The sequence below is a fragment of the uncultured Senegalimassilia sp. genome (assembly GCF_934630535.1).
Taxonomy (GTDB): Bacteria; Actinomycetota; Coriobacteriia; order Coriobacteriales; family Eggerthellaceae; genus Senegalimassilia.
The window spans coordinates 125,504-145,740 of record NZ_CAKTVU010000005.1 but is presented as its reverse complement, the minus strand read 5'-3'; the positions used below and the strand labels follow the sequence as shown (position 1 = coordinate 145,740).

Sequence of the window (20,237 nt, the reverse complement as noted above, 5' to 3'; positions counted from 1 at the left end):
GGAGCGGACAACGGGATTCGAACCCGCGACCCTCACCTTGGCAAGGTGATGCTCTACCAGCTGAGCCATGTCCGCATCACAAATGGTGGGCGTTACAAGATTTGAACTTGTGACCTCTTCCGTGTCAGGGAAGCGCTCTCCCCCTGAGCTAAACGCCCACTTGCTGTGATTTGCTTCTGCGCTTTCGGCGCGTCGGCAAGGAGATATAATACCCGAACCAGAAATCTTGACAACCCCCTTTTTTAAAAAAGTTCGAACTTTTTTGTCTTCGCCGAATAGCATTCGCTGTTTTCCCTGATGAGACGAATGCAGGTAAGCCAAGGATGGGCGTTATGCCCCAAGGCGACGGGGCGATAACCTCTTCCGCAATAGCCTCCAATGTCATCAATATATTAGCTACCACCCGATGCAAGCAAACTTCAGCACCTATTGCATTACCGCTCGAAAGCAAGGCGATGATGCAACTGGAGATGCGCCTGCAAAGCAGAGAGCGGAAGGATGCCGGGCAAGCGTTTGCAAAGCATACACCTCCCCCCCCCCGATGCTAACGCACATTGCAAAGTGACTCAGGAACGCAAATGAGCACGATCAGAGCCCCGATAGAAGCGCTGCAGATGCCCAGAAAAGATGAATAGTCGCGAAACACCGTATTGGATCGCAAAAATGGACGAACGAGGCAGCGATGCACCGCGCAGGCACTCTGGCACGCCATCAACGTCGATCGCGAAAACCGTGCGAGCGGGGGCTTCCATACGCCCGACCGCAATGCGGCACCCGTCCGCTAAGCAGCCCGACAAGGGCAACGAACAATTAGCTCAAGAATTGCTGTAGGTAGCAAAAAAGCGGCCCGTAGGCCGCTTTCTGAATTCTGGTGTCGGAGGCGGGATTTGAACCCGCACACCCGTTACGGGCACAAGCACCTCAAGCTTGCGTGTCTGCCGTTCCACCACTCCGACGAGTTGTTGCCGAAAAGCAACGATAATTAATATACCCGAACCTTACGTACTTGCCAAGACCCAATTTCAAAAAATTTTATCGGGTGGCAATAGCGCCGGATGGATACACGATCATAAGCGCGATAAGCGACAGCAAGAAGACGACCGCGAAGATGATGGTGATGCGATCAAGGTTCTTCTCTACGATGCTGGTGCCGGTTTGCGAAGAGTACACGGAGCTGGCGATCATATCGGAGATGCCCGTGCCCTTGCCCGAATGCAGCAGAATGAAGATGATGAGACCCAAGCCGGAGATGACCAGCAAGACGATAAGGATGATCAAAAGCGGATTCACGTGATGCTCTTTCACTCGAAATAACTACGTACGCAAGTTACCCAGTATAACGAAACGCGCCCGCACAGGCAAGAAATCACCGGCGGGCGCGAACAGGGTCATGAAAATCACGTATTACGCGAACAGGCTGCGTCCAGTCATCTCAGCAGGAGCAGCAAGCCCCATGGCATCGAGCAACGTAGGGGCGATATCGCAAAGCGCGCCTTCCTCATCACCGAGCGTCCGCCCGGTATCGGCACCGTCCACGAAGATGAACGGCACCTTCGCGGTGGTATGCGCCGTATGAGGCGTTCCGTCATCTGCGATCATCTTGTCGCAATTGCCGTGATCGGCCGTTATGAACGCGAATCCACCTTTGCGGCGAAGGGCGTCGATGACCTTGCCGACACCGGAGTCCACCGCTTCGACGGCGGCGACGGCGGCGGGGATGACGCCCGTGTGGCCGACCATATCAGGGTTCGCGAAGTTCACGATGTACACATCGGCCTCGTCGGCATCGATCGCCGCGGCCAAGGTGTCCGCGACCGCAGGCTCGCTCATCTCGGGCTGCAGATCGTACGTAGCAACCTTAGGGCTGGGAATGAGGCTTCGCTGCTCCCCCGCCTTGGGCTCCTCGCGACCGCCGTTGAGGAAGAACGTGACGTGCGCATACTTCTCGGTTTCGGCGATATGGTATTGGCGCAGGCCGGCCGTGGAGAGCACGTCGGCAAGCACGTTTTCCGGGAACGTCTTGGGGAAGGCGATCGGCGCGGGGATATCCGGATCGTACTCGGTCAGGCACACGAACGAGACCCGAGGCCGACAAGCGCGATCGAACCCATCGAAGGCATCGTCGACGATGGCGCGCGTGATTTCACGGGCACGGTCGGGGCGGAAGTTGAAGAACACGACGGCATCCCCATCAGCGACGCCGCGGTCATCGAGCGCCACAGGCTCGACGAACTCATCGGTGACATCGGCATCGTAGGACGCCTGCATAGCGGAGACGGGATCGCCGGACGCCGCAAGCGGGGTTGCGCACACGATGGCCTCGTAGGCCCTCGATACACGCTCCCATCGCTTATCGCGGTCCATAGCATAGTAGCGGCCCGACACGCTTGCCACGCGCACGGAGTCCTGGAACCCGTTCTCGGCGATGAAGTCCTGCAACTGCTGCATGTAGCCCTTGCCGCTAGACGGCGGAACATCGCGCCCGTCCATGAACGCGTGCACGCGCACATCGCCGACGCCGCTTTGCACGGCATGCTTGATGAGCGAATACAGGTGCTCGTTGCTCGAGTGCACGCCGCCATCGGAGAGCAGACCCATGAGGTGTAACGCGGCACCCGGCGCCTTCGCCGCCTCGATAGCATCGTTGATCACGGCGTTATCGCAGATGGAGCCGGTGCGGCATGCCATGTTGATACGCGAGAGCTCCTGATGCACCACGCGGCCGGCGCCGATGTTGAGATGTCCCACCTCGGAGTTGCCCATCTGCCCCTCAGGCAGGCCCACAGCCTCCCCCGAGGCTTCAAGCTTGGTGTGCGAGCAGGTTTCGAACAGCTGATCGAGCACCGGTGTGGATGCCAGCGACACGGCATTGCCCGGACCCGCAGGCGCCAAGCCCAGGCCATCCATGATGATCAAGCATGCCGGAAGGGAAAGCTTCCCGCAGGCGTTTTCCGACGCGCTCATTACAGGCACGCTTTCACCAGCTGCACGAACTGATCGGCCTTCAGGCTGGCGCCGCCGACCAGGCCGCCGTCGATATCGGGCTGGGCGAGAAGCTGCTCGACGTTGCCGACGTTCATGGAGCCGCCGTACAGGATGCGCATCCGATCGGCGGTCTCGGCGCCGAACATGTCGGCGAGCGTGGCGCGGATTGCGGCGCACATATCCTGCGCCTGCTCGGGCGTGGCGGTACGACCCGTGCCGATGGCCCAGATGGGCTCGTAGGCCACGACGCACTTGCCGGCCTCCTCGGGCTCCAGGCCAGCGAACGCGGCGCGCACTTGGGCGCAGACGAACTCCTCGGCGCTGCCCTCATCGCGAACGGCCAGCGACTCGCCGACGCATGCGACGGCGTACAAGCCGCCATCGAGCAGCGCGCGCACCTTGCGGTTGACGTCCTCGTTGGTTTCGCCGAAGTAGCCGCGACGCTCGGAGTGGCCCACGATGGAGCACGTGCAACGGACGTCTTTGAGCATAAGCACCGACACCTCGCCGGTGAATGCGCCCTTCGGCTCCCAGTACACGTTTTGCGCTCCGATCTGAATGGGCTGATGATCGAATTCGAACACCGTGTTGACCGGCTTGAGGTCGATGGACGGCGGGCACACGAGCACATCCACGGAGTCGGTCCAGTGCTTGTCGAAGTTGTTGGAGATGGTTTGCGCCAACACCACTGCCTCGGCATAGGTGTTGTTCATCTTCCAGTTACCGGCCATAAGCGGTTTGCGGGCCATATGGCACGCTCCTTTCAAAACGATAAGGGGGACGCAGGCGCCCCCCCTTGGATTCACTAGCGCTTCAAAGCCTCCACGCCGGGAAGGGCCTCGCCCTGCACCAGCTCCATGCTAGCACCGCCGCCCGTGGAGATGAACGTCATGCGGTCGGCGAGGTCGAACTTGTTGACTGCCGCCACGGAATCGCCGCCGCCGATGATGGTATCGCCCTGCTGATTGTCGGCCACGGCCTCGGCCACGGCCTTCGTGCCTGCCGCGAACGCCTCCATCTCGAACACGCCCATGGGACCGTTCCAGAACACGGTGGCAGCCTGCGAGATGGCCTGCGCGTACAGCTTGGCCGTTTCCGGACCGACGTCGAGGCCCATCATATCGGCCGGGATCTCGTCGACGGAGACGGTCTTGGTGTTCGCATCCTCGGCGAACTTATCGGCGCATACGACGTCGACGGGGAGCAGCAGCTTAACGCCGCGTTCCTCGGCCTTGCGAAGCATGGCTGCCGCGCGCTCCACCCAATCCTCTTCCTTGAGCGAGGTGCCGACCTGCTTGCCCTGGGCCAGCAGGAAGGTGAAGCACATGCCGCCGCCGATGATGAGGGTATCGCACTTGTCCATAAGCGCATCGATGACCTTGATCTTGTCGGAGACCTTCGAGCCGCCCAGGATGGCGACGAAGGGACGACGGGGCTCATCGAGCATGCCGGTGAGGGTGGCGACCTCGTTTTGCATGAGGTAGCCGGCATAGGCGGGCAGAAGCGCCGCGACGCCGGCGGTGGAGGCATGGGCGCGGTGCGCCGTGCCGAACGCGTCGTTGACGTATGCCTCGCCGAGCTTGGCGAGCTCTTGGCAGAACTCGGGATCGTTCTTCTTCTCGCGCTTGTCGAAACGAAGGTTTTCCAGAACGAGGACCTGACCATCCTGAAGCGCTGCTGCCTTGGCCTGGGCGTCTGGGCCGACGGTGTCAGAGGCGAACGCCACGGGGCGACCGAGCAGCTCGGAGAGGCGCAGGGCCGCCGGGCGCAGCGTGAACTTCTCCTCGAAGCCCTCGCCCGCCGGACGGCCGAGGTGGCTCATGAGGATGACGCGGGCGCCTTCGTCGATCAGTTTCTGGATGGTGGGCAGCGCAGCGCGGATGCGGGTATCGTCGGTGCAGACGCCATCTGCCACGGGGACGTTGAAGTCGACACGGACGAGCACGCGCTTGCCGCGTGCGTCGAGCTGGTCGACGGTGGCGATATCAGCCATGATGACTTCCTTTCAGACCACCGCGGATGCGGTGATGTCCAACTAAAAGACCCTGGTCCCGATGCCGCCTTGCAATGCAGCCGGCCGCGCAGCGGGCACGGTCGGCGCAGCTTGCAAGGGGCGTGGTTCGGTTCCAGGGCCCTTCATAGCGTTAAGCGGTTAGCCGATTAGAGCAGGATCTTGACAAGGTCCTTCACGCGGTTGGAGTAACCCCACTCGTTGTCGTACCAGGAAACGACCTTGACCATGTTGGACTTGCCGCCCATGACCATGGTGAGCTTGCTGTCGAAGATGGAGGAGTGGTTGTTGCCCACGATGTCGATGGACACGATGGGATCCTCGGTGTACTCGAGCACGCCTGCCAGCTGGCCTTCGGCTGCTTCCTTCATTGCGGCGTTGATCTCCTCGATGGTGACCTCGCGCTCCAGCTCGACCGTCAGGTCGACCATGGAGCCGTCGGGCGTGGGAACGCGCGTGGCGAAGCCGTCGAGCTTGCCAGCCAGCTCGGGGAGGACCAGGGACACGGCACGAGCGGCGCCCGTGGTGGTCGGGATCATGGACATGGCTGCGGCGCGGGCGCGGCGCAGGTCCTTATGCGGCAGGTCCAAGATCTTCTGATCGTTGGTGTAGGAATGAATGGTGTTCATGTAGCCGCGCTTGATGCCGAACTTCTCGAGCAGCACCTTGGCGACGGGGGCCAGGCAGTTAGTGGTGCAGGAGGCGTTGGAGATGATGTTGTGCTTATCCTTGTCGTACTGCTCGTCGTTGACGCCCATGACGACGGTGATGTCCTCGCCCTTTGCCGGGCAGGTGATGACGACCTTCTTGGCGCCGGCCTTGATGTGCTTGCTGGCAAGCTCGCCGGTCTTGAAGATGCCGGTGGACTCGACGACGACGTCGACGCCCAGCTCGCCCCAAGGCAGGTTCTCGGGATCGCGCTCGCACAGGACCTTCACGGCATGGCCATCGGCCACGAAGCCGTCCTCGGTGACCTCGACCGTATCGAAGGCGCGGCCATGGACCGAGTCATACTTCAGCAGGTGAGCCATCGTCGGGATGTCGCCGAGGTCGTTAACGGCCACGACCTGGATCTCCGGGTCCTTGACCATGGCGCGGTACGCCAGACGTCCGATGCGGCCGAAACCGTTGATGCCTACTTTGATTGCCATTGCGTATCTCCTTTTCATTCAGATACTCAAGTTATGGGCCATACGAAACGTAAGTGTAGCGGAAAGTCAAACGCTTGCGATGCGAAATTGGCAGACGGTCGACAAGCCGAGACCAGCGCGTTCCAGCCAATGCCGGTATATCGGTGACAATCGGTTACCGATTCTGATTGTCCAGCTCAGAGGCCAATTGCTCGATACGGCGCACTCGATGATATACCGCCGACTTCGACAGCGGAGGGTTGGCAAGCTCACCAAGCTCCTTAAGCGTCGCCTCAGGATGACGCACGCGAAGCTTGATGAAATCCTGCAGCGCCGGCGGAAGGTTCTCCATGCCGTGAGCTTCCACCACCTGCCTGATGGCCCGGATCTGATCGATCGCCGCACGCGAGGTCTTCGCCTGGTTGGCGATTTCGGCGTTGGTCTGACGATTGACGTCGTTGCGCACGCTTTTGATGACGCGGGCGTTCTCCATGGCCAGCGCGCTCTGATGAGCACCTGCAAGCGCCAGAAACTCAAGGATGGCGCTGCCGCTTTTCAGATACACCATGAACGAGTTGCGCCGCTGCATGATGCGCGCCTTGATGTTCTTGCGGGCCAAAAGCTCCACCAGACCATCGGCCAGCTCCTCGGTTTCGACGATCACCTCGAAATGGAAATCGCCACGCGGGTCGGACACGAACCCGCTGCCCAGGAAGGCTCCCCGCAGATACGCCGCCGCACAGCAATCCTTGGCTACCAACTGCTCGGATACGCCGAGCACCAGGCCGCCTTCGGCGGAAAGCACCCCCATATCCACCAAAGCCGCCGCCAGCTGAGGCTGGGCGGGGACCTCGATGAGATAATTCGGCGTTTTATGCAAAACGCTTCGACGAACCGTAAGATTCGTTTTCAATCGATAAATCTCATGAAGCAGCTTGATGACCAAACGTGCGACCGATGGGGCGTCCGTGGCGATCTCAACGCGGTAGCGGTTCTTCCCCGATACGAACAACGTGCCTTCTATGCGCACAAGCGCCGCCAAAACGGCCTTGTCGCAATGACTGCACGTTGCCGGCACACGGGAAAGCTCGTCTTTTACCTCTGCCGTGAACGACATAAACGCAACACCCCCGTGAACGCCTCGCGCAGCAGCATCGGATCGTGCCAGGTAGGATGCTGCGGATCGACCATATTGCGCACGAGCACGACAGGGCCCTTGCTTTGAATGGCTCGCAAATCCGGATAATCGATGCGCACGGGGCGCACGCGCCTGCCCGCCTCCTCGCCGGGAGCTACGGTGAATCGGCTATCTCCGACGTTGACCCCGGTAAGCGCACGGAACGTACCCGTCTCGGAAGAATCGGGGCGAACGGGAAACGCGCTATGCACGAGCACATAGTCAAGCAGCCCGCGCATACCGTGGGCCAGCAACGCCTCAACGTGCTCGCGCGCCGTAAGGCCCCATGTCTCGCCCTGCATGTCGGCCAAGGAGCACACGAACAGGGTTGCACCCCTTGACTGGCGGATGGCATCCACCACGCCCGGAACCAGCAGGTTCGGGACGATGGACGTGAACAGGCTTCCCGGGCCGAGCACGATCAGATCTGCATTTCGGATCGCATCGAGCGCAGGCTTATATGCGCAGATCCTGCCTTGACCCCGTAGCTGAACGTGCGCAAGCGCCGTTCGCGAATGGCAGGCCACGGCCTGCCCCTCGATATAACGCCCATCGCGCGTTCGGGCGACCAACGACACACGATCGAGCGTGGACGGGTACACGTGACCGCGCGCATTAAGCAGACGTTCGCAGATCTGGACGGCTTGGGGGAACTCCCCCGTTGCATCCTCGAGCGCGGAAAGCATGAGATTGCCGAGCGTATGATTGTCGGCAAACGGGAACCGATATTTGAAAGCGCGGGTGAGCGGATCGTCGGGATCTGCCGCCATAGCGCAGATGCACTTGCGGATATCCCCTGGCGGAGTGACGCCCGCCCTTTCGCGCAGAATGCCCGTAGACCCGCCGTCATCGGCCATGGCGACCACCGCAGAGGTTTCCAAGCCCATGGAAAGCAACGTGCGGATGGAAACGGGCGCACCCGTTCCGCCGCCAATGACCACGGCTTTCAAGCTGCTGGTTTCAGGCACCACGGGATCTGCCGCATACAACGGCGCAAAGGCCTCGGTCATGGACGGGTCATGGGGGAAATGACAACCCTCCATATGGGTTTCGTGTTGCATATCGCTCATCCTATCGGCCTTCGACCGGCTTCGCGGAGGCGTTGATGAGCTGGCCGTCAGCGCCTTCGGCCAATTTCAGATCGCGATGCGCGACGCTGACGCGATAACCCTTCTGCTTAAGGTACTCCCCCGTTGACTCGGCAAGGGCCACGCTTCGATGCTGACCGCCCGTGCACCCCACGGCGATGGCGAGCTGCTGCTTGCCTTCCGCCACATAACCGGGCATGACGCAATCGAGCAACGCGCGCCAGCACTTCTGGAATTCCTCGGTTTCCGATCGACACAGCACGTAATCGCGCACGGGTTTGTCAAGACCGGTGAGCGGGCGCAGCTCGGGGTCGTAGTACGGGTTAGGAAGGAAGCGAACGTCCATGACCAGGTCGGCATCCACGGGCGCACCGTGCTTGAAGCCGAACGAGTACACCGTGACCTGCAAGCCCTGGCGCTCCTCGCCGGGGGCGAACAGCGCACGGATGGTGCTGCGCAGCTGAGCGGGCATCATATCGGTGGTGTTGATGACGTGGTGCGCCTGTTTGCGCACGTCGTAGAGCATCTCGCGCTCACGTTCGATGCCGTTCGCGATGGAGCTGCCGTCGGTGCAGAGGGGATGCCGGCGGCGGCTGGATTTATAACGCGCGATGAGCTTCTCGTCGTCGGCGTCGAGGAACAGCACCCGGTAATCCACGCCGGCTCTTTTGAGCTTGGAGAGCTCCTCCATCAAGCTTTTGAAGAAGCCGCCGCTGCGCGCATCGCAGACCACGGCGATGCGCCGATGGTTGTCGGGCTGACCGGGCATGCCGGTTAAGGCCAGCAGGTTGCCGATAAGCGCGCTGGGCAGGTTGTCCACGCAGAAATACCCCAGATCTTCGAACGCATGCATGGCCTCGGTACGTCCCGCTCCGCTCATGCCGCTCACGATGACCAGCTCGGGCATGTTCTCAAGCTCGCTTGCAATCTCGGTCATGTCACGAATCTCCTTCCCCGCCGACGACCACTTCGTTTCTTGCTTGCTCATTATACTGCTGCAGCACTGTATACAGCTCGTTGGCAACCTGGACGGGCACTACCTTGGCGTCAAGGATGTCCTGCAAGCTTGCCGCCTTAAGCCGTTTGAAGCTTTTGAAGTGCTTGAGGAGCGCCTTTTTGCGGACGGGCCCCAAGCCATCCACCTCATCCAATATGCTTGCCGTCATGCCCTTGCCTCGCAATTGGCGATGGAACTCGATGGCGAATCGGTGCGCCTCGTCTCGCACCTGCTTGACCAGGTACAAGCTGGCGCTGCCGCCCGGCAGCACCACCGGGCCCGTATCCTGCCACGGGACGAACAGCTCCTCGTCGCGTTTCGCAAGGCCGCACAGGGCGATATCATGGATCCCCATGCTTTCGAACTGCTGCATGACCGCATTGAGCTGCGGTAGACCGCCGTCCAAGATGATGAGATCGGGCTTTTTGCCGAACCGCTCGTCCGCCATGCGCTCTGCGCAATACCTGCGGCTCATGACTTCCTGCATGGACAGGAAATCGTTCGCCTCGTCAAGCTGGGCCTTGATCTTGAAGCGCCGATATTGCCCCTTGTCAGGCCGTCCATTGGTGAACACCACCATGGAAGCGACCGTGTAGGTGCCGTGGTTGGTGGAAATGTCGAAGCACTCGATGCGCATCGGGGGCGCATCGAGCGCCAAGGCGCTCTCCAGTTGCAGCAGCGCGTCGTTGATGCGCTTGTCCTCGTAGTTCGTGCGCACCTTATAACGCATGAGCGTGTGCTTGGCGTTTTGCTCTGCCATGGAGACCAAGTCCGCTTTCTCCCCGCGCTCGGGAACCGAGAAACGAACCTTAGCGCCATGCGCGCTTGCAAGCTTGTCGGTAAGCCACTGCTCCATAGCTTCGGCATCTTCGGGCATGAAGCGCACGATGACCTCGTGCGGGATGGACGTAGTGGCATCGTAATAGCGGAGGAGGAACATGTGCAGCAAGTCCTGATCAGGGACGTCGTTTCCGCGGTTGAGCACAAACTCGTTGCTGTTGATGATGCGCCCCTCGCGCACCATGAGCACGTGCACGCCGGCGATGGTCTCCTCACGGAAAAACCCGACAACGTCGGCGTCAAGGTTGCGCGAGCTTACCGCATGCTGCTTATCGCATAATCCGTTGATGGTGTCGATTCGCGCCTTGATACGACCGGCTCGCTCGAAATCGAGCTCGGAGGCAGCCTCCTGCATTTCCTGGGAAAGCTCTTCGATGAATTCCCGATGGTTGCCTGAGAGGAAACGCTCGATACGGGCGACGTTGGCGGCATATTGCTCGGGCGTGACGCGACCGCAGCACGCCCCAGGGCCCAAGCCCACATGCGCATCGAAGCACGGTCGAGCGTCGGAAGCCAGACAAGCAAGCGGGTCTTTCTCGAGCTTGCGCTTCAAGGAACGCCAATCGGCGCAGCTCGACGAGCACAACGGAACCACGCGACGCGCGATGTCGACCATGCGCCGAGCGGCGCGGCTGTCGGTATAGGGTCCGAAATACCGCGTGTCAAATCGATGCTTCTCGCGAGTGTATTTGATTGCGGGGAACGCATCGCCTTTCGTGATGGCGATGAACGGATAAGATTTATCGTCCTTGAAATCGGCGTTAAACCAGGGGGCGTGCTGGTTGATAAGGTTCTTCTCGAGCACCAAGGACTCGTGCTCGTTGCCGACCACGATGTACTCGAACGTGCAGATCTGCTCGACGAGCAGCGGGATCTTCGCGCGCTCATCCTGAAAGTTGACATATTGACGCATACGCGCACGAAGCTGCTTGGCTTTGCCGACGTAGATGACCTGCCCGTGCTTGTCTTTCCACAGATACACGCCGGGAAGTGTCGGCACTGCATCAAGCTCGCGCTTGATGCGCGCGAGCTTCTGCTCGAACGTCTCCCCCTGGGGCACTTGAGCGCCCGCCTCCCCGGCAACGCCCGATGCCGTTCCCGAACCGCCTTCGGTGAAACCCGAGGTTCGGCTATATCGTTGGAATTCCTCCGGCTTGCTCACACTACCTCCAGCTTGACGCGAAACGAAATGCAACGCGGCGTGTCCAATTCATCGAACGCGATGATATAGGCCCGCTTTTGCTCGTCGATGCCTTGCACGATGCCCTGCCCGAACGCTTTGTGGGCAACGCGCGTGCCCGGCTTGATGGACGCCTGTCCTACCATATCGGCGATCCAGCGATCGGTTGCCTCATATGCGCTACGTGCATCATCGAGCTCAGAGTCTGCGGGCCTGTTTGAAAACTCCAGGGCCGCAGGGTCGATATCGAGAAGGAACCGCGAAGGATATCGCGGCGCCCCTTGATGCCCAAAGCCCTCCGCCTCGCTAAGGTAGAGACCGTCCTTGGCACGCGTGAACGCCACGAAAGCAAGGCGACGCTCCTCCTCCATGGCCTGCACCGTACGCGTTTTACGCGAAGGAAGCACGCCTTCGGACAGCGAGCAAACGAAGACGTGGCCAAACTCCAAGCCCTTTGCGGCATGAATGGTCATAAGGCGCACGTTATCCTGCGACGCATCCGCGATATCGGCGTTGGAAAGCAGCGCAACATGATGCAGATAATGGCCAATGGTGACTTCCTCGCCGCACGTTGACTCGAATTCGTACACCGACTGCTTCAGCTCGGCAAGGTTATCGAGCCGCTCCTGGCTGCCCTCGGTGCGAAGCATCTGTTCATAGCCGCTTTCGTCAAGCAGCGCCGAGAGCACCTCGGATACCGGCCGGCCTTCGCATGACCTGCGAAAACCATGCACAAGCGCTATAAGCTGCTTCGTCTTCGTGCGTTTGAAGATATCATCCTCGCACGTTGCCTCAAGCGCCTGCAGCATGGTGCAGCCGTGCTCCGCGCAATACTGCTGCAGATACGCCATGCGCCGTTGGCCGAGGTTGCGCTTAGGAACGTTCGCCACGCGCATAAACGCCAAATCATCTCCGACAGCGATGAGGCGTAGGTAGCACAGTGCGTCCTTGATCTCGCTCCTACCGAAAAACGGCACCCCGCTGAACAGCGAATACGGGATATCCGCCTTCAAAAGAGCCTCTTCGACCGAACGCGATGCGTAATGCGCGCGATACAGCACCGCGATATCGCGATAAGCGACCCCCTTGCCATGCAATGCAGCCACGCCTTCGGCGATCCAAGCCGCTTCAGCCTGGGGCGATACGGCATGGTGCCAGACCGTCGGACCGAACGAGCGCCGTGTTGCAACAAGGTCTTTCGGGATGCGCATACGGTTTTTCGCAATAAGCGAATTCGCCACCGCAAGCACCTGGGGCACCGACCGATGATTCTCAAGCATCATGATGGTGCGCGTGCCGGGGAAGCGCTTGTCAAAGTCAAGCAACAGCTTCACGTCCGCGCCGCGCCACGTATAGATGGTTTGATCAGGGTCGCCGACCACGAACAGGTTCTTGTGATAGCCCTGCAGCACCTCCATGAGCTGGTATTGCAGCGCATCGATATCCTGGAACTCGTCGATCATGATGTATTCCAACCGCTGCTGCCATTTGAGGCAGATGTCGGGGAACCGCTCGAAGACGTAGAGCGTGAACACGATCAGGTCGTTGTAATCGAGCCCGAAGCACTTCCGCTCCTGGTAAAGGTAGCCATAGAAGATGATGTCATGGACATCCTGGGCCTGCAAATACCTTTCGCGCAGCTGCGCGATGGGCCATTCGAGCATATCCAGATAGTAGTTCGGGTGTTCTTTGAGCTTCTGCATCTCGATCATGTCGCGCGCAGCCGAAAACGTCATATCGCGCAAAGTAAGTCCGCGCTCTTCATAAATGGTCTGCAGCATGGCATCGATATCGGCGTTATCGAGCACCAGGAAGCTTTTCGGGTACCGCACGGCATGGGAATCTTCCTGGAGAACCGAAACGCAAAAGCCATGGAACGTGTTGATATAGCCGGTATCATGATCGCCGGTAAGGCGACGGATGCGCCTTCGCATCTCGTTGGCGGCCTTGTTCGTGAAAGTGACGCACAAGATGTTGCCCGGCAAGATGCCGAGATCGTTGACCAAGTATGCGAACCGTTGCGTCAGCGCGGCCGTTTTCCCCGTGCCGGCACCCGCGATAACGCGCACGTAGCCTTCCGTTGCCGCAACGGCCTGTTGTTGGGCGGCATTGAGCTGCGGCTCCCGATCGGGTCCGCCCAATGCATGATATGTCGTCATAGAATCCATAACGGGAAGTATACCAAAAAGGGAACGCCTGTTCTATATCGATACAAAGGATTTCGAACAATTGTTCTCGGGTTCTATCTCGTGGCCTGAACTTTCATGTGTTTCACCAGCACGAATGCACAGTACAGCAAGGCAAGAAGCACGATGAAGGCCCCAACGAAGCCTACATCGGCGATGGTCCCGAACGTGCACACGCCTCCGCCGATGAAGCTGCCCGTGCCGATGCCGAGGTTGAAGATGCCGGAGAAGATGGCCATCGCGACCGTCTGTTCGCCATCGCTTGCGAACTCGATGATCTCCGCCTGATAGACGATGGAATACCCCGATCCGGCGATGCCCCAAAGCATGCACACGGCGAACACGCCGGCGACGCCGAAGGCCGCAGGGCGCAGCAGCAGAAGCGCCAGCGCCACACCCGCGACAACCCATAGCGCGAACGCCCGGCGATGACCACGGTAAAACCGCGAGCACACCGCGCTTCCCATAAGGCCCGCAATGCCGAAGGCCACCAACGCCATGGTGACGACCTGCTCATCCATGCCGCCCACCAGCAAAAGGAACGGCTCGATGTAGCTGTAACCCGTGTAATAGCCCATGGCGTACAAAGCCGTCACGATGAAGATGCCCACAAGCACCTTGTTCCGCAAGATGCTGGGAAGCTGCTTGAGCGTGAAGGGCTTGCTGGCGGGGATCTTCGGGAACACCACCGCCAAGTATGCAAGCACCAGCGCGCTTACGGCGCACACGCAGCCGAAGGTTTGGCGCCAGCCCAGCCACAGCCCCACCATGCGCCCAAGCGGCAACCCGACCACCATGGCAAGCGCCGATCCGGTCACCACGGCGCTGACGGCCATAGGCCCGTGCTTCTCGTCGACGACCTTCACCGCCACGGGGGCGGCGATGGCCCAGAACACCGAATGGGCGCAGGCGACCACCAAGCGCGCGGCCATCAGCAAACCATAGCTGGGAGCCAAGGCCGAAAGCGCCTGGCCGGCACAGAACACGCCGATCACCAAAAGCATGAGCGGGCGAAACGCCAATCGGGAACCCAAGATCATGAGGGGAAGCGAGAGCAACATCACCGCCCAGGCATACACCGAGATGATCAACCCCGTCACGCCCTCGCTTGTCCCGAACGAGGCGCCGATGCCGGTCAAAAGGCCGACCGGCATGAACTCCGAGGTGTTGAAGATGAACGCGGAAACGGTGATGCCGATAAGCGGCAACCATTCCCGCAGCGTAAGCTTGCTATCCACGAACCTAGTCATGAAACCGAGCTCTTCCTTCCCTTTCCCATTATCCGGATATGGGATTGTAGCCCGGTGGCGAGCCTTGATCGATGCGGATACGCGCCTTCAGAGAACCCTCACGAACCCCCGTCGAAGGCACGTTCGGACAAGGCGACGCAAACCCCGCAACATCGAAACGCAAGCCGTCCGCGCCGAGCAAACGCCCGTCCGCCGCAGGTCGCCGCTCTTTGTTTCGGCTTCGTTAATATACCGTTTCGAGCGATTTCCGAATCCTATAATGCAACCCGTTAACGCAACATTTCATCCGCTAGGAGGTTCACGCAATGACTTACGCTGAGCGCATCATCGAGCAGGTCAAGGCGAAAAACGCCGAGCAGCCCGAGTTCATCCAGGCAGCCACCGAGATTCTGGGCACCCTGCAGCCGGCACTCGACGCCCATCCGGAGTTCGAGGAGGCGGCCCTGCTTGAGCGCATCATCGAACCCGAGCGCATCATCCAGTTCCGCGTCCCGTGGGTCGACGATTCCGGCAAGGTCCAGGTCAACCGCGGCTTCCGTGTGGAGTACAACTCCGCCATCGGCCCCTACAAGGGCGGCCTGCGCTTCAACCCCACCGTCACGCTCGGCATGCTGAAGTTCCTGGGCTTCGAGCAGATCTTCAAGAACGCCCTGACCACCCTTCCCATGGGCGGCGGCAAGGGCGGCTCGGACTTCGACCCGAAGGGCAAGTCCAACAACGAGATCATGCGCTTCTGCCAGTCCTTCATGAACGAGCTGTCCCGCCACATCGGCCCGAACACCGACGTGCCGGCTGGCGACCTGGGCGTCGGCGGCCGCGAGGTCGGCTACATGTTCGGCCAGTACAAGCGCCTGCGCAACGAGTGGACCGGCGTGCTCACCGGCAAGGGCCTGTCCTTCGGCGGCTCGCTCGCCCGCACCGAGGCCACCGGCTACGGCCTGGTGTACTTCGTCGACGAGTACCTGAAGTCCAACGGCGATTCCTTCGAGGGCAAGAACGTCGTCGTGCACGGCTCCGGCAACGTGGCCATCTACGCCGTCCAGAAGGTCTCCCAGCTTGGCGGCAAGGTTCTGGCCTGCTCCGACACCAAGGGCTGGGTCGAGGACCCCGAGGGCATCGATTACCAGGTGCTCGAGCATGTTTACAACAAGAAGCGCTCCGGCCACGACAAGGGCGTGTCCCTGGCCATGTATGTCGACGAGCGTCCGAACGCAACCTGGCACGAGGGCGACGGCCGCGGCGTGTGGCAGCTTCCCTGCGACATCGCACTGCCCTGCGCACGCGAGAACACGCTGCATCTCGACGATGCCAAGGCCCTGGTGGCCAACGGCTGCAAGGTGGTCGGCGAGGGCGCGAACATGCCCACCACGCTCGATGCCACCGAGTTCCTGCAGGAGAACGGCGTGGCCTTCATGCCCGGCAAGGCTGCCAACGCCGGCGGCGTGCTGGTATCCGGCCTGGAGATGAGCCAGAACGCCGAGCACCTGAGCTGGACCTTCGAAGAGGTCGACGGCAAGCTCGAGCAGCTGATGCGCGGCATGTTCCACAACGTGGACGACACTGCCAAGAAGTACGGCCATGAGGGCAACTTCGTCATGGGCGCCAACATCGCCGGCTTCCTGAAGGTGGCCGACGCCATGATGACCCAGGGCATCGTGTAAGGGCAACCTTTCATATCGCTAAAAAACGAAGCGACCCGATCGGGTCGCTTCGTTTTTTGTTTAGCCGAAAGCCATAAGGCGGATCGTGCACACATGCGTGCATCACACGAACGCGAGCAACGCCCTACCGGAATCAGCGCACCATGAATCGAGAGGATTGACCGAAGAGCGATACCCGCTCGACCGCAGTCCCTCCCTGCAGGTTTTCAACACCTAGCCGACGTTACCCAACCAACAAGGCATGCTCCTCACGGCGAACGCTACAGGTTCTCGCGCACCCAATCGATATTGCCCTGCACGGTGGCGATAAGCTCGGATATATCGTCGAAGACGCGCATCGGGCGAAGCCACTTCATGAACTCCACCTTCATATACTGCCCGTAGATATCGCCATCGAAGTCGAGGATGTGGACCTCGCAGGTTGCCGTCGCCCGATCGGCGAACGTAGCCGCCACGCCCACGTTAACCGCGGCCTTATAACGCTTGCCATCGACATGCGCATAAGCACCGTACACGCCATCGGACAGCGGGCGCATCTGATCGGAGACCTCGAGATTCGCGGTACGGATGCCCATATCGGCGCCCTCGCCGCGACCGGGACGCACGATGCCCGTCATGAAATACGGACGCCCGAGCAGGTGATTCGCCTCATCGAGCTTCCCGTCGGACAGCAACAGGCGGATGCGCGTGGCCGAGATAGGCGCGCCGTCCTCGCTTTTCAGGTCGTGCGCGTGCACTTGCATGCCATGCCCATCGGCCCACGTGCGCAATTCCGGCACCGCTCCGGCGGCTTTCGCGCCGAAATGGAAATCGAACCCCACGTGCAGATGAGCGGGAACGCCGGTGCCGAACGTGCGGGCCAGGAACTCCTCGGGCAAGCTTGCGGCGAACTCACGCGTGAACGGAAGGGCGACGACCGCATCGACGCCGGTTTCCGCGAGCATCTCCAAGCGCTCCTGATTCGACATGAGCTTGCGAAGGCGCTGCGCATGAAACATCTCGTCGGGATCGATATCGAACGTGAGCGCAATGGACTTCCCGCCGTTTTCACGTGCGGTCTCCTGTGCGCAGGACAGCAGGAACCTATGCCCTAGATGCACTCCGTCAAACACGCCGAACGCGCACGAGGCGCCTTCGAAAAATCCTCGATCGAACGTTTCGTCGGCCTTAAAGATCTGCGCCACGAAGCACCCCCGTTTGAAACACGCAGCATGCCTTGAACGATGCACGCCTGCTGTCGTACTGATACAAAGCCACAACCTTGTTTTGGCTGATGACCGCGATGACCTCGCCTTCTTGCGGCGCATGAGCGCTCTCGCGCACGCCGGCGGTGCAGGCGCACATCTCGGCCTGGGCCGTGCTGCGCCTGCGTTCGAACAGCTGGCAATCGGCCGCGCGAAGCGCGTTGCCGTTGCCGACGGCCTGAGCGACGGCGCCTTCAACATAGGTGAAGCGCACGCCCAGAAGGCGCACCGGATCCAACGCGGCGCGCAGCTTCAGCTCCTCTAGCGCCTCGAGGGGCACGCACTCGTCAAGCGTAAGTCCGCCGACCTCCAATCGCCTGAGGGCGGACAAGTGCGCAGGGCAGCCGATCTTATGGCCCAGATCGCGCGCCAGAGCGCGGATGTAGGTGCCTTTCGAAACGCGGAACTCGACATCCCACTCGGGCAGCTGCTCGCCCACGCCTGGGCGGACGGCTACGACGTTCGCCGAATAAACCTCGATATCGCGCGGGGCAAGCTCGATGATATGCCCTTCGCGAGCGGCCTCGTAGGATTTCTTGCCATTGACCTTGATGGCCGAATACGCCGGAGGCATCTGCTTCTGCGGCCCGAGCATCTGGGCAACCATCTGTTCCGCGAAGCTTCGGTCACCGGCTTCCACCGGTGCCTGGCCCGTACGCGTGATCGTACCCTCGCAGTCGTCGGTATCGGTTCCGACACCGAACGCGATGGTGGCCCGATACGCTTTATCGTGCCCGGTGAGGTAGGCGCCCAACCTGGTGGCAGGGCCGATGCAGATGGGAAGCACGCCGCTTGCCAGCGGATCGAGCGTGCCCGTATGGCCGACGCGCTTCTCGCCGAAGATGCACCGGCAGCGGTTGACCACGTCATGGGACGTCATGCCGCTGGGCTTGTCCACGCCGACTACCAGCGACAGACCCGATTCTCCTCGTTTCACCTAGCGCACACCGCCTCTTGCAGCGCGGCGCGCACCTGCTCGACGGCTTCCTGCATGCTGGTATGCAACGTGAAACCTGCCGCGGCAACGTGACCGCCGCCGCCGAAGGACCGGGCGATCGCGGAAACATCGGTGTCGTCTTTCGCGCGAAGGCTGCCTCGGATGCAATCCTCATGCTGGCGCAGCATGCAGGCGACGTTAACGCCTGCGATGGAACGCAGAGCGTTGATGACCGGCTCGGCATCCGATTTCACGGCGCCGAAACGCGCGAAATCCGCAAGCGTAAGATAGCTGATGGCAAAGCCTTCCTGCTCATGGAACTCGGCGCGCGAGACGGCTGCGGCCTCAAGCTGCATGGAAGCGAGCGTGCGGTTTTGGAACACCGCGCGCGAGACGGCTGCGGGATCGGCGCCCTGCTCGACCATCTGCGACGCCAGGCGCATGCAACGGGCATCGGTGTTCTGATACTGGAAGCGCCCGGTATCGGTGACCAGGCCCGTGTAGCAGCACGTGACCAGATCGCCGGAGCGGGACACGCCGAGCAAATCCGCAAGCTCCCAGATGAGCAGGGTTGTGGAAGCGGCGTCGGGGTCGACGTAGGCCATGTCGCACATGCGCTCGTCGACCGCATGGTGATCGATGGTGAACGATGCCAGCGCGCGATCGAGGATGCGGCACGCCGCTTGCCCGATGCGCTCGCGCGTCGGCACGTCCACGCCGACGAACGCGCCTACAGGGCCGTCGAACTCGCATGCCGGCACCAAATCGGCTGCGCCCGGCAGCAACTGCGCCAAGTTCGCCTCGATGGGCTCGTCCTTGACCAGCACGCAGGTGACGCGCTTGCCAAGTTGACGCAACGCGGCGGCAAGGCCGAGCTGGGAGCCCAGGCAATCGCCGTCGGGGCTGACATGGCCGCAGATGACGAAGTCGTCGAGAGGGCGCATGGCAGCCGCCAGCTGCTCTAGCGTGCAGTTAGTTTGAGGGGTAACGGTCATAGCGGCGCTCCCCCGCTATTCCTGATCGTTTTCTTCGGCGGCTTCGATGGCCTCGCGCTCGGCGGCGATAGCAGCCGATTCGCGATTGCGCTCGGCATCGCGCTCGAGCGCGGATGCGATGCGCTCGGCCTCGTCCACGGATTTGTCAAGGATGAAGCGCAGCGCAGGCGCGACGCGCCAGGAAAGCTGGCGGGCCATAAGGGAGCGGATGCGGCCGGAAGCCTTCTCGAAGGCCTCGGCAACTTCCTCGTATTCGCCGCGATCGGCGGTATAGAAGACGTTGCAGACGCTGCGGTCATAGCTGACCTCGCAACCGGTGATGGTGACCAGCGACAGGCGCGGGTCTGAGATCTCGAAGAGCAGGATGGACGCGATGACCTCGCGCGCCTGCTGATTGACTTTGCGGTTGGTGGAACCTTGCTTCATAGATATTGCTCCTCTGAAGAATCAGGTTTGGTTGAATGCAGTATAGGGCACCTCGAAGGTAGCGAGAAGGGCTCCGGCCCCGAATCCGCCCCGTCACCGCAAGACGCGTACGCACGGTACGCACCTTGAG

Annotated in this window: 16 protein-coding genes and 3 tRNA genes; 1 reads left to right on the top strand and 18 read right to left on the bottom strand. The window is 61.1% G+C overall.

What is annotated here, in order from left to right:
• Positions 1 to 2: 2 nt before the first annotated feature.
• The 14 genes from Q0D52_RS05040 to Q0D52_RS04975 form a co-directional block, all read right to left on the bottom strand.
• A tRNA-Gly gene (locus Q0D52_RS05040) sits at positions 3 to 75 on the bottom strand.
• An 8-nt stretch (positions 76 to 83) separates the two neighbouring features.
• Positions 84 to 158: transfer RNA gene (locus Q0D52_RS05035), tRNA-Val, on the bottom strand.
• A gap of 711 nt (positions 159 to 869) precedes the next feature.
• Positions 870 to 956: transfer RNA gene (locus Q0D52_RS05030), tRNA-Leu, on the bottom strand.
• Positions 957 to 1,032: 76 nt separating this feature from the next.
• Positions 1,033 to 1,290, bottom strand: a complete 258-nt coding sequence (gene secG, locus Q0D52_RS05025) for a preprotein translocase subunit SecG (protein ID WP_294380595.1) — start codon at positions 1,288 to 1,290, stop codon at positions 1,033 to 1,035.
• Positions 1,291 to 1,404: 114 nt separating this feature from the next.
• The gene (gpmI, locus tag Q0D52_RS05020) at positions 1,405 to 2,964 is read right to left on the bottom strand and encodes a 2,3-bisphosphoglycerate-independent phosphoglycerate mutase (RefSeq protein WP_294380594.1); all 1,560 of its coding nucleotides are present in this window, start codon (positions 2,962 to 2,964) and stop codon (positions 1,405 to 1,407) included.
• Positions 2,964 to 3,734, bottom strand: coding sequence for a triose-phosphate isomerase (gene tpiA, locus Q0D52_RS05015; protein WP_294380592.1), 771 nt, complete (start codon positions 3,732 to 3,734; stop codon positions 2,964 to 2,966). The genes gpmI and tpiA overlap by 1 nt, the downstream gene beginning before the upstream one ends.
• Positions 3,735 to 3,790: 56 nt before the next feature.
• Positions 3,791 to 4,978, bottom strand: a complete 1,188-nt coding sequence (locus Q0D52_RS05010; protein WP_294380590.1) for a phosphoglycerate kinase — start codon at positions 4,976 to 4,978, stop codon at positions 3,791 to 3,793.
• A 167-nt stretch (positions 4,979 to 5,145) separates the two neighbouring features.
• Entirely contained in the window at positions 5,146 to 6,147 is a 1,002-nt protein-coding gene (gap, locus tag Q0D52_RS05005) for a type I glyceraldehyde-3-phosphate dehydrogenase (RefSeq protein WP_294161499.1), read from the bottom strand.
• Between the two features lie 154 nt (positions 6,148 to 6,301).
• The gene (gene whiA, locus Q0D52_RS05000; RefSeq protein WP_294380588.1) at positions 6,302 to 7,243 is read right to left on the bottom strand and encodes a DNA-binding protein WhiA; all 942 of its coding nucleotides are present in this window, start codon (positions 7,241 to 7,243) and stop codon (positions 6,302 to 6,304) included.
• On the bottom strand, positions 7,222 to 8,373 hold the full coding sequence (locus Q0D52_RS04995) for a gluconeogenesis factor YvcK family protein (RefSeq protein ID WP_294380584.1): 1,152 nt from the start codon (positions 8,371 to 8,373) through the stop codon (positions 7,222 to 7,224). The genes whiA and Q0D52_RS04995 overlap by 22 nt, the downstream gene beginning before the upstream one ends.
• 1 nt (position 8,374) lies before the next feature.
• Positions 8,375 to 9,328: an RNase adapter RapZ gene (gene rapZ, locus Q0D52_RS04990; RefSeq protein ID WP_294380583.1), complete on the bottom strand. Its 954-nt coding sequence runs from the start codon at positions 9,326 to 9,328 to the stop codon at positions 8,375 to 8,377.
• Between the two features lies 1 nt (position 9,329).
• Positions 9,330 to 11,390 (bottom strand): excinuclease ABC subunit UvrC, encoded by a 2,061-nt coding sequence (uvrC, locus tag Q0D52_RS04985; RefSeq protein WP_366930329.1) that lies wholly within the window; start codon positions 11,388 to 11,390, stop codon positions 9,330 to 9,332.
• The gene (locus tag Q0D52_RS04980; protein WP_294380581.1) at positions 11,387 to 13,567 is read right to left on the bottom strand and encodes an ATP-dependent helicase; all 2,181 of its coding nucleotides are present in this window, start codon (positions 13,565 to 13,567) and stop codon (positions 11,387 to 11,389) included. The genes uvrC and Q0D52_RS04980 overlap by 4 nt, the downstream gene beginning before the upstream one ends.
• Before the next feature lie 83 nt (positions 13,568 to 13,650).
• Positions 13,651 to 14,844, bottom strand: coding sequence for an MFS transporter (locus Q0D52_RS04975; protein ID WP_294380579.1), 1,194 nt, complete (start codon positions 14,842 to 14,844; stop codon positions 13,651 to 13,653).
• A gap of 305 nt (positions 14,845 to 15,149) precedes the next feature.
• On the opposite strand from Q0D52_RS04975, the gene gdhA reads away from it, so the two are divergent.
• Positions 15,150 to 16,505 carry an NADP-specific glutamate dehydrogenase gene (gene gdhA / locus Q0D52_RS04970; protein ID WP_294380577.1) on the top strand — a complete coding sequence of 452 codons (1,356 nt, stop codon included), beginning with the start codon at positions 15,150 to 15,152 and terminating at the stop codon, positions 16,503 to 16,505.
• 260 nt (positions 16,506 to 16,765) lie between these two features.
• Here gdhA and ribF read toward each other — a convergent pair whose 3' ends face one another.
• The 4 genes from ribF to rbfA are packed head-to-tail and all read right to left on the bottom strand — an operon-like array spanning position 16,766 to position 20,107.
• Complete coding sequence (gene ribF / locus Q0D52_RS04965) at positions 16,766 to 17,689, bottom strand: riboflavin biosynthesis protein RibF (protein ID WP_294380575.1); 924 nt, start codon at positions 17,687 to 17,689, stop codon at positions 16,766 to 16,768.
• Complete coding sequence (gene truB / locus Q0D52_RS04960; protein WP_294380573.1) at positions 17,673 to 18,686, bottom strand: tRNA pseudouridine(55) synthase TruB; 1,014 nt, start codon at positions 18,684 to 18,686, stop codon at positions 17,673 to 17,675. Before truB ends, ribF begins: the two co-directional genes overlap by 17 nt.
• Positions 18,683 to 19,681: a bifunctional oligoribonuclease/PAP phosphatase NrnA gene (locus tag Q0D52_RS04955; protein WP_294380571.1), complete on the bottom strand. Its 999-nt coding sequence runs from the start codon at positions 19,679 to 19,681 to the stop codon at positions 18,683 to 18,685. Before Q0D52_RS04955 ends, truB begins: the two co-directional genes overlap by 4 nt.
• A gap of 15 nt (positions 19,682 to 19,696) precedes the next feature.
• A complete protein-coding gene (gene rbfA, locus Q0D52_RS04950; protein ID WP_294162719.1) occupies positions 19,697 to 20,107 on the bottom strand; it encodes a 30S ribosome-binding factor RbfA in 411 nt (136 codons plus the stop codon).
• Positions 20,108 to 20,237 lie beyond the last annotated feature (130 nt).

Excerpts from the sequence above, each read along its gene's own strand:
- gpmI (WP_294380594.1), bottom strand. The coding sequence starts at position 2,964 with ATGAGCGCGTCGGAAAACGCCTGCGGGAAGCTTTCCCTTCCGGCATGC.
- tpiA (WP_294380592.1), bottom strand. The coding sequence starts at position 3,734 with ATGGCCCGCAAACCGCTTATGGCCGGTAACTGGAAGATGAACAACACC.
- Q0D52_RS05010 (WP_294380590.1), bottom strand. The coding sequence starts at position 4,978 with ATGGCTGATATCGCCACCGTCGACCAGCTCGACGCACGCGGCAAGCGC.
- gap (WP_294161499.1), bottom strand. The coding sequence starts at position 6,147 with ATGGCAATCAAAGTAGGCATCAACGGTTTCGGCCGCATCGGACGTCTG.
- whiA (WP_294380588.1), bottom strand. The coding sequence starts at position 7,243 with ATGTCGTTCACGGCAGAGGTAAAAGACGAGCTTTCCCGTGTGCCGGCA.
- Q0D52_RS04995 (WP_294380584.1), bottom strand. The coding sequence starts at position 8,373 with ATGAGCGATATGCAACACGAAACCCATATGGAGGGTTGTCATTTCCCC.
- rapZ (WP_294380583.1), bottom strand. The coding sequence starts at position 9,328 with ATGACCGAGATTGCAAGCGAGCTTGAGAACATGCCCGAGCTGGTCATC.
- Q0D52_RS04980 (WP_294380581.1), bottom strand. The coding sequence starts at position 13,567 with ATGACGACATATCATGCATTGGGCGGACCCGATCGGGAGCCGCAGCTC.
- Q0D52_RS04975 (WP_294380579.1), bottom strand. The coding sequence starts at position 14,844 with ATGACTAGGTTCGTGGATAGCAAGCTTACGCTGCGGGAATGGTTGCCG.
- gdhA (WP_294380577.1), top strand. The coding sequence starts at position 15,150 with ATGACTTACGCTGAGCGCATCATCGAGCAGGTCAAGGCGAAAAACGCC.
- Q0D52_RS04955 (WP_294380571.1), bottom strand. The coding sequence starts at position 19,681 with ATGACCGTTACCCCTCAAACTAACTGCACGCTAGAGCAGCTGGCGGCT.
- rbfA (WP_294162719.1), bottom strand. The coding sequence starts at position 20,107 with ATGAAGCAAGGTTCCACCAACCGCAAAGTCAATCAGCAGGCGCGCGAG.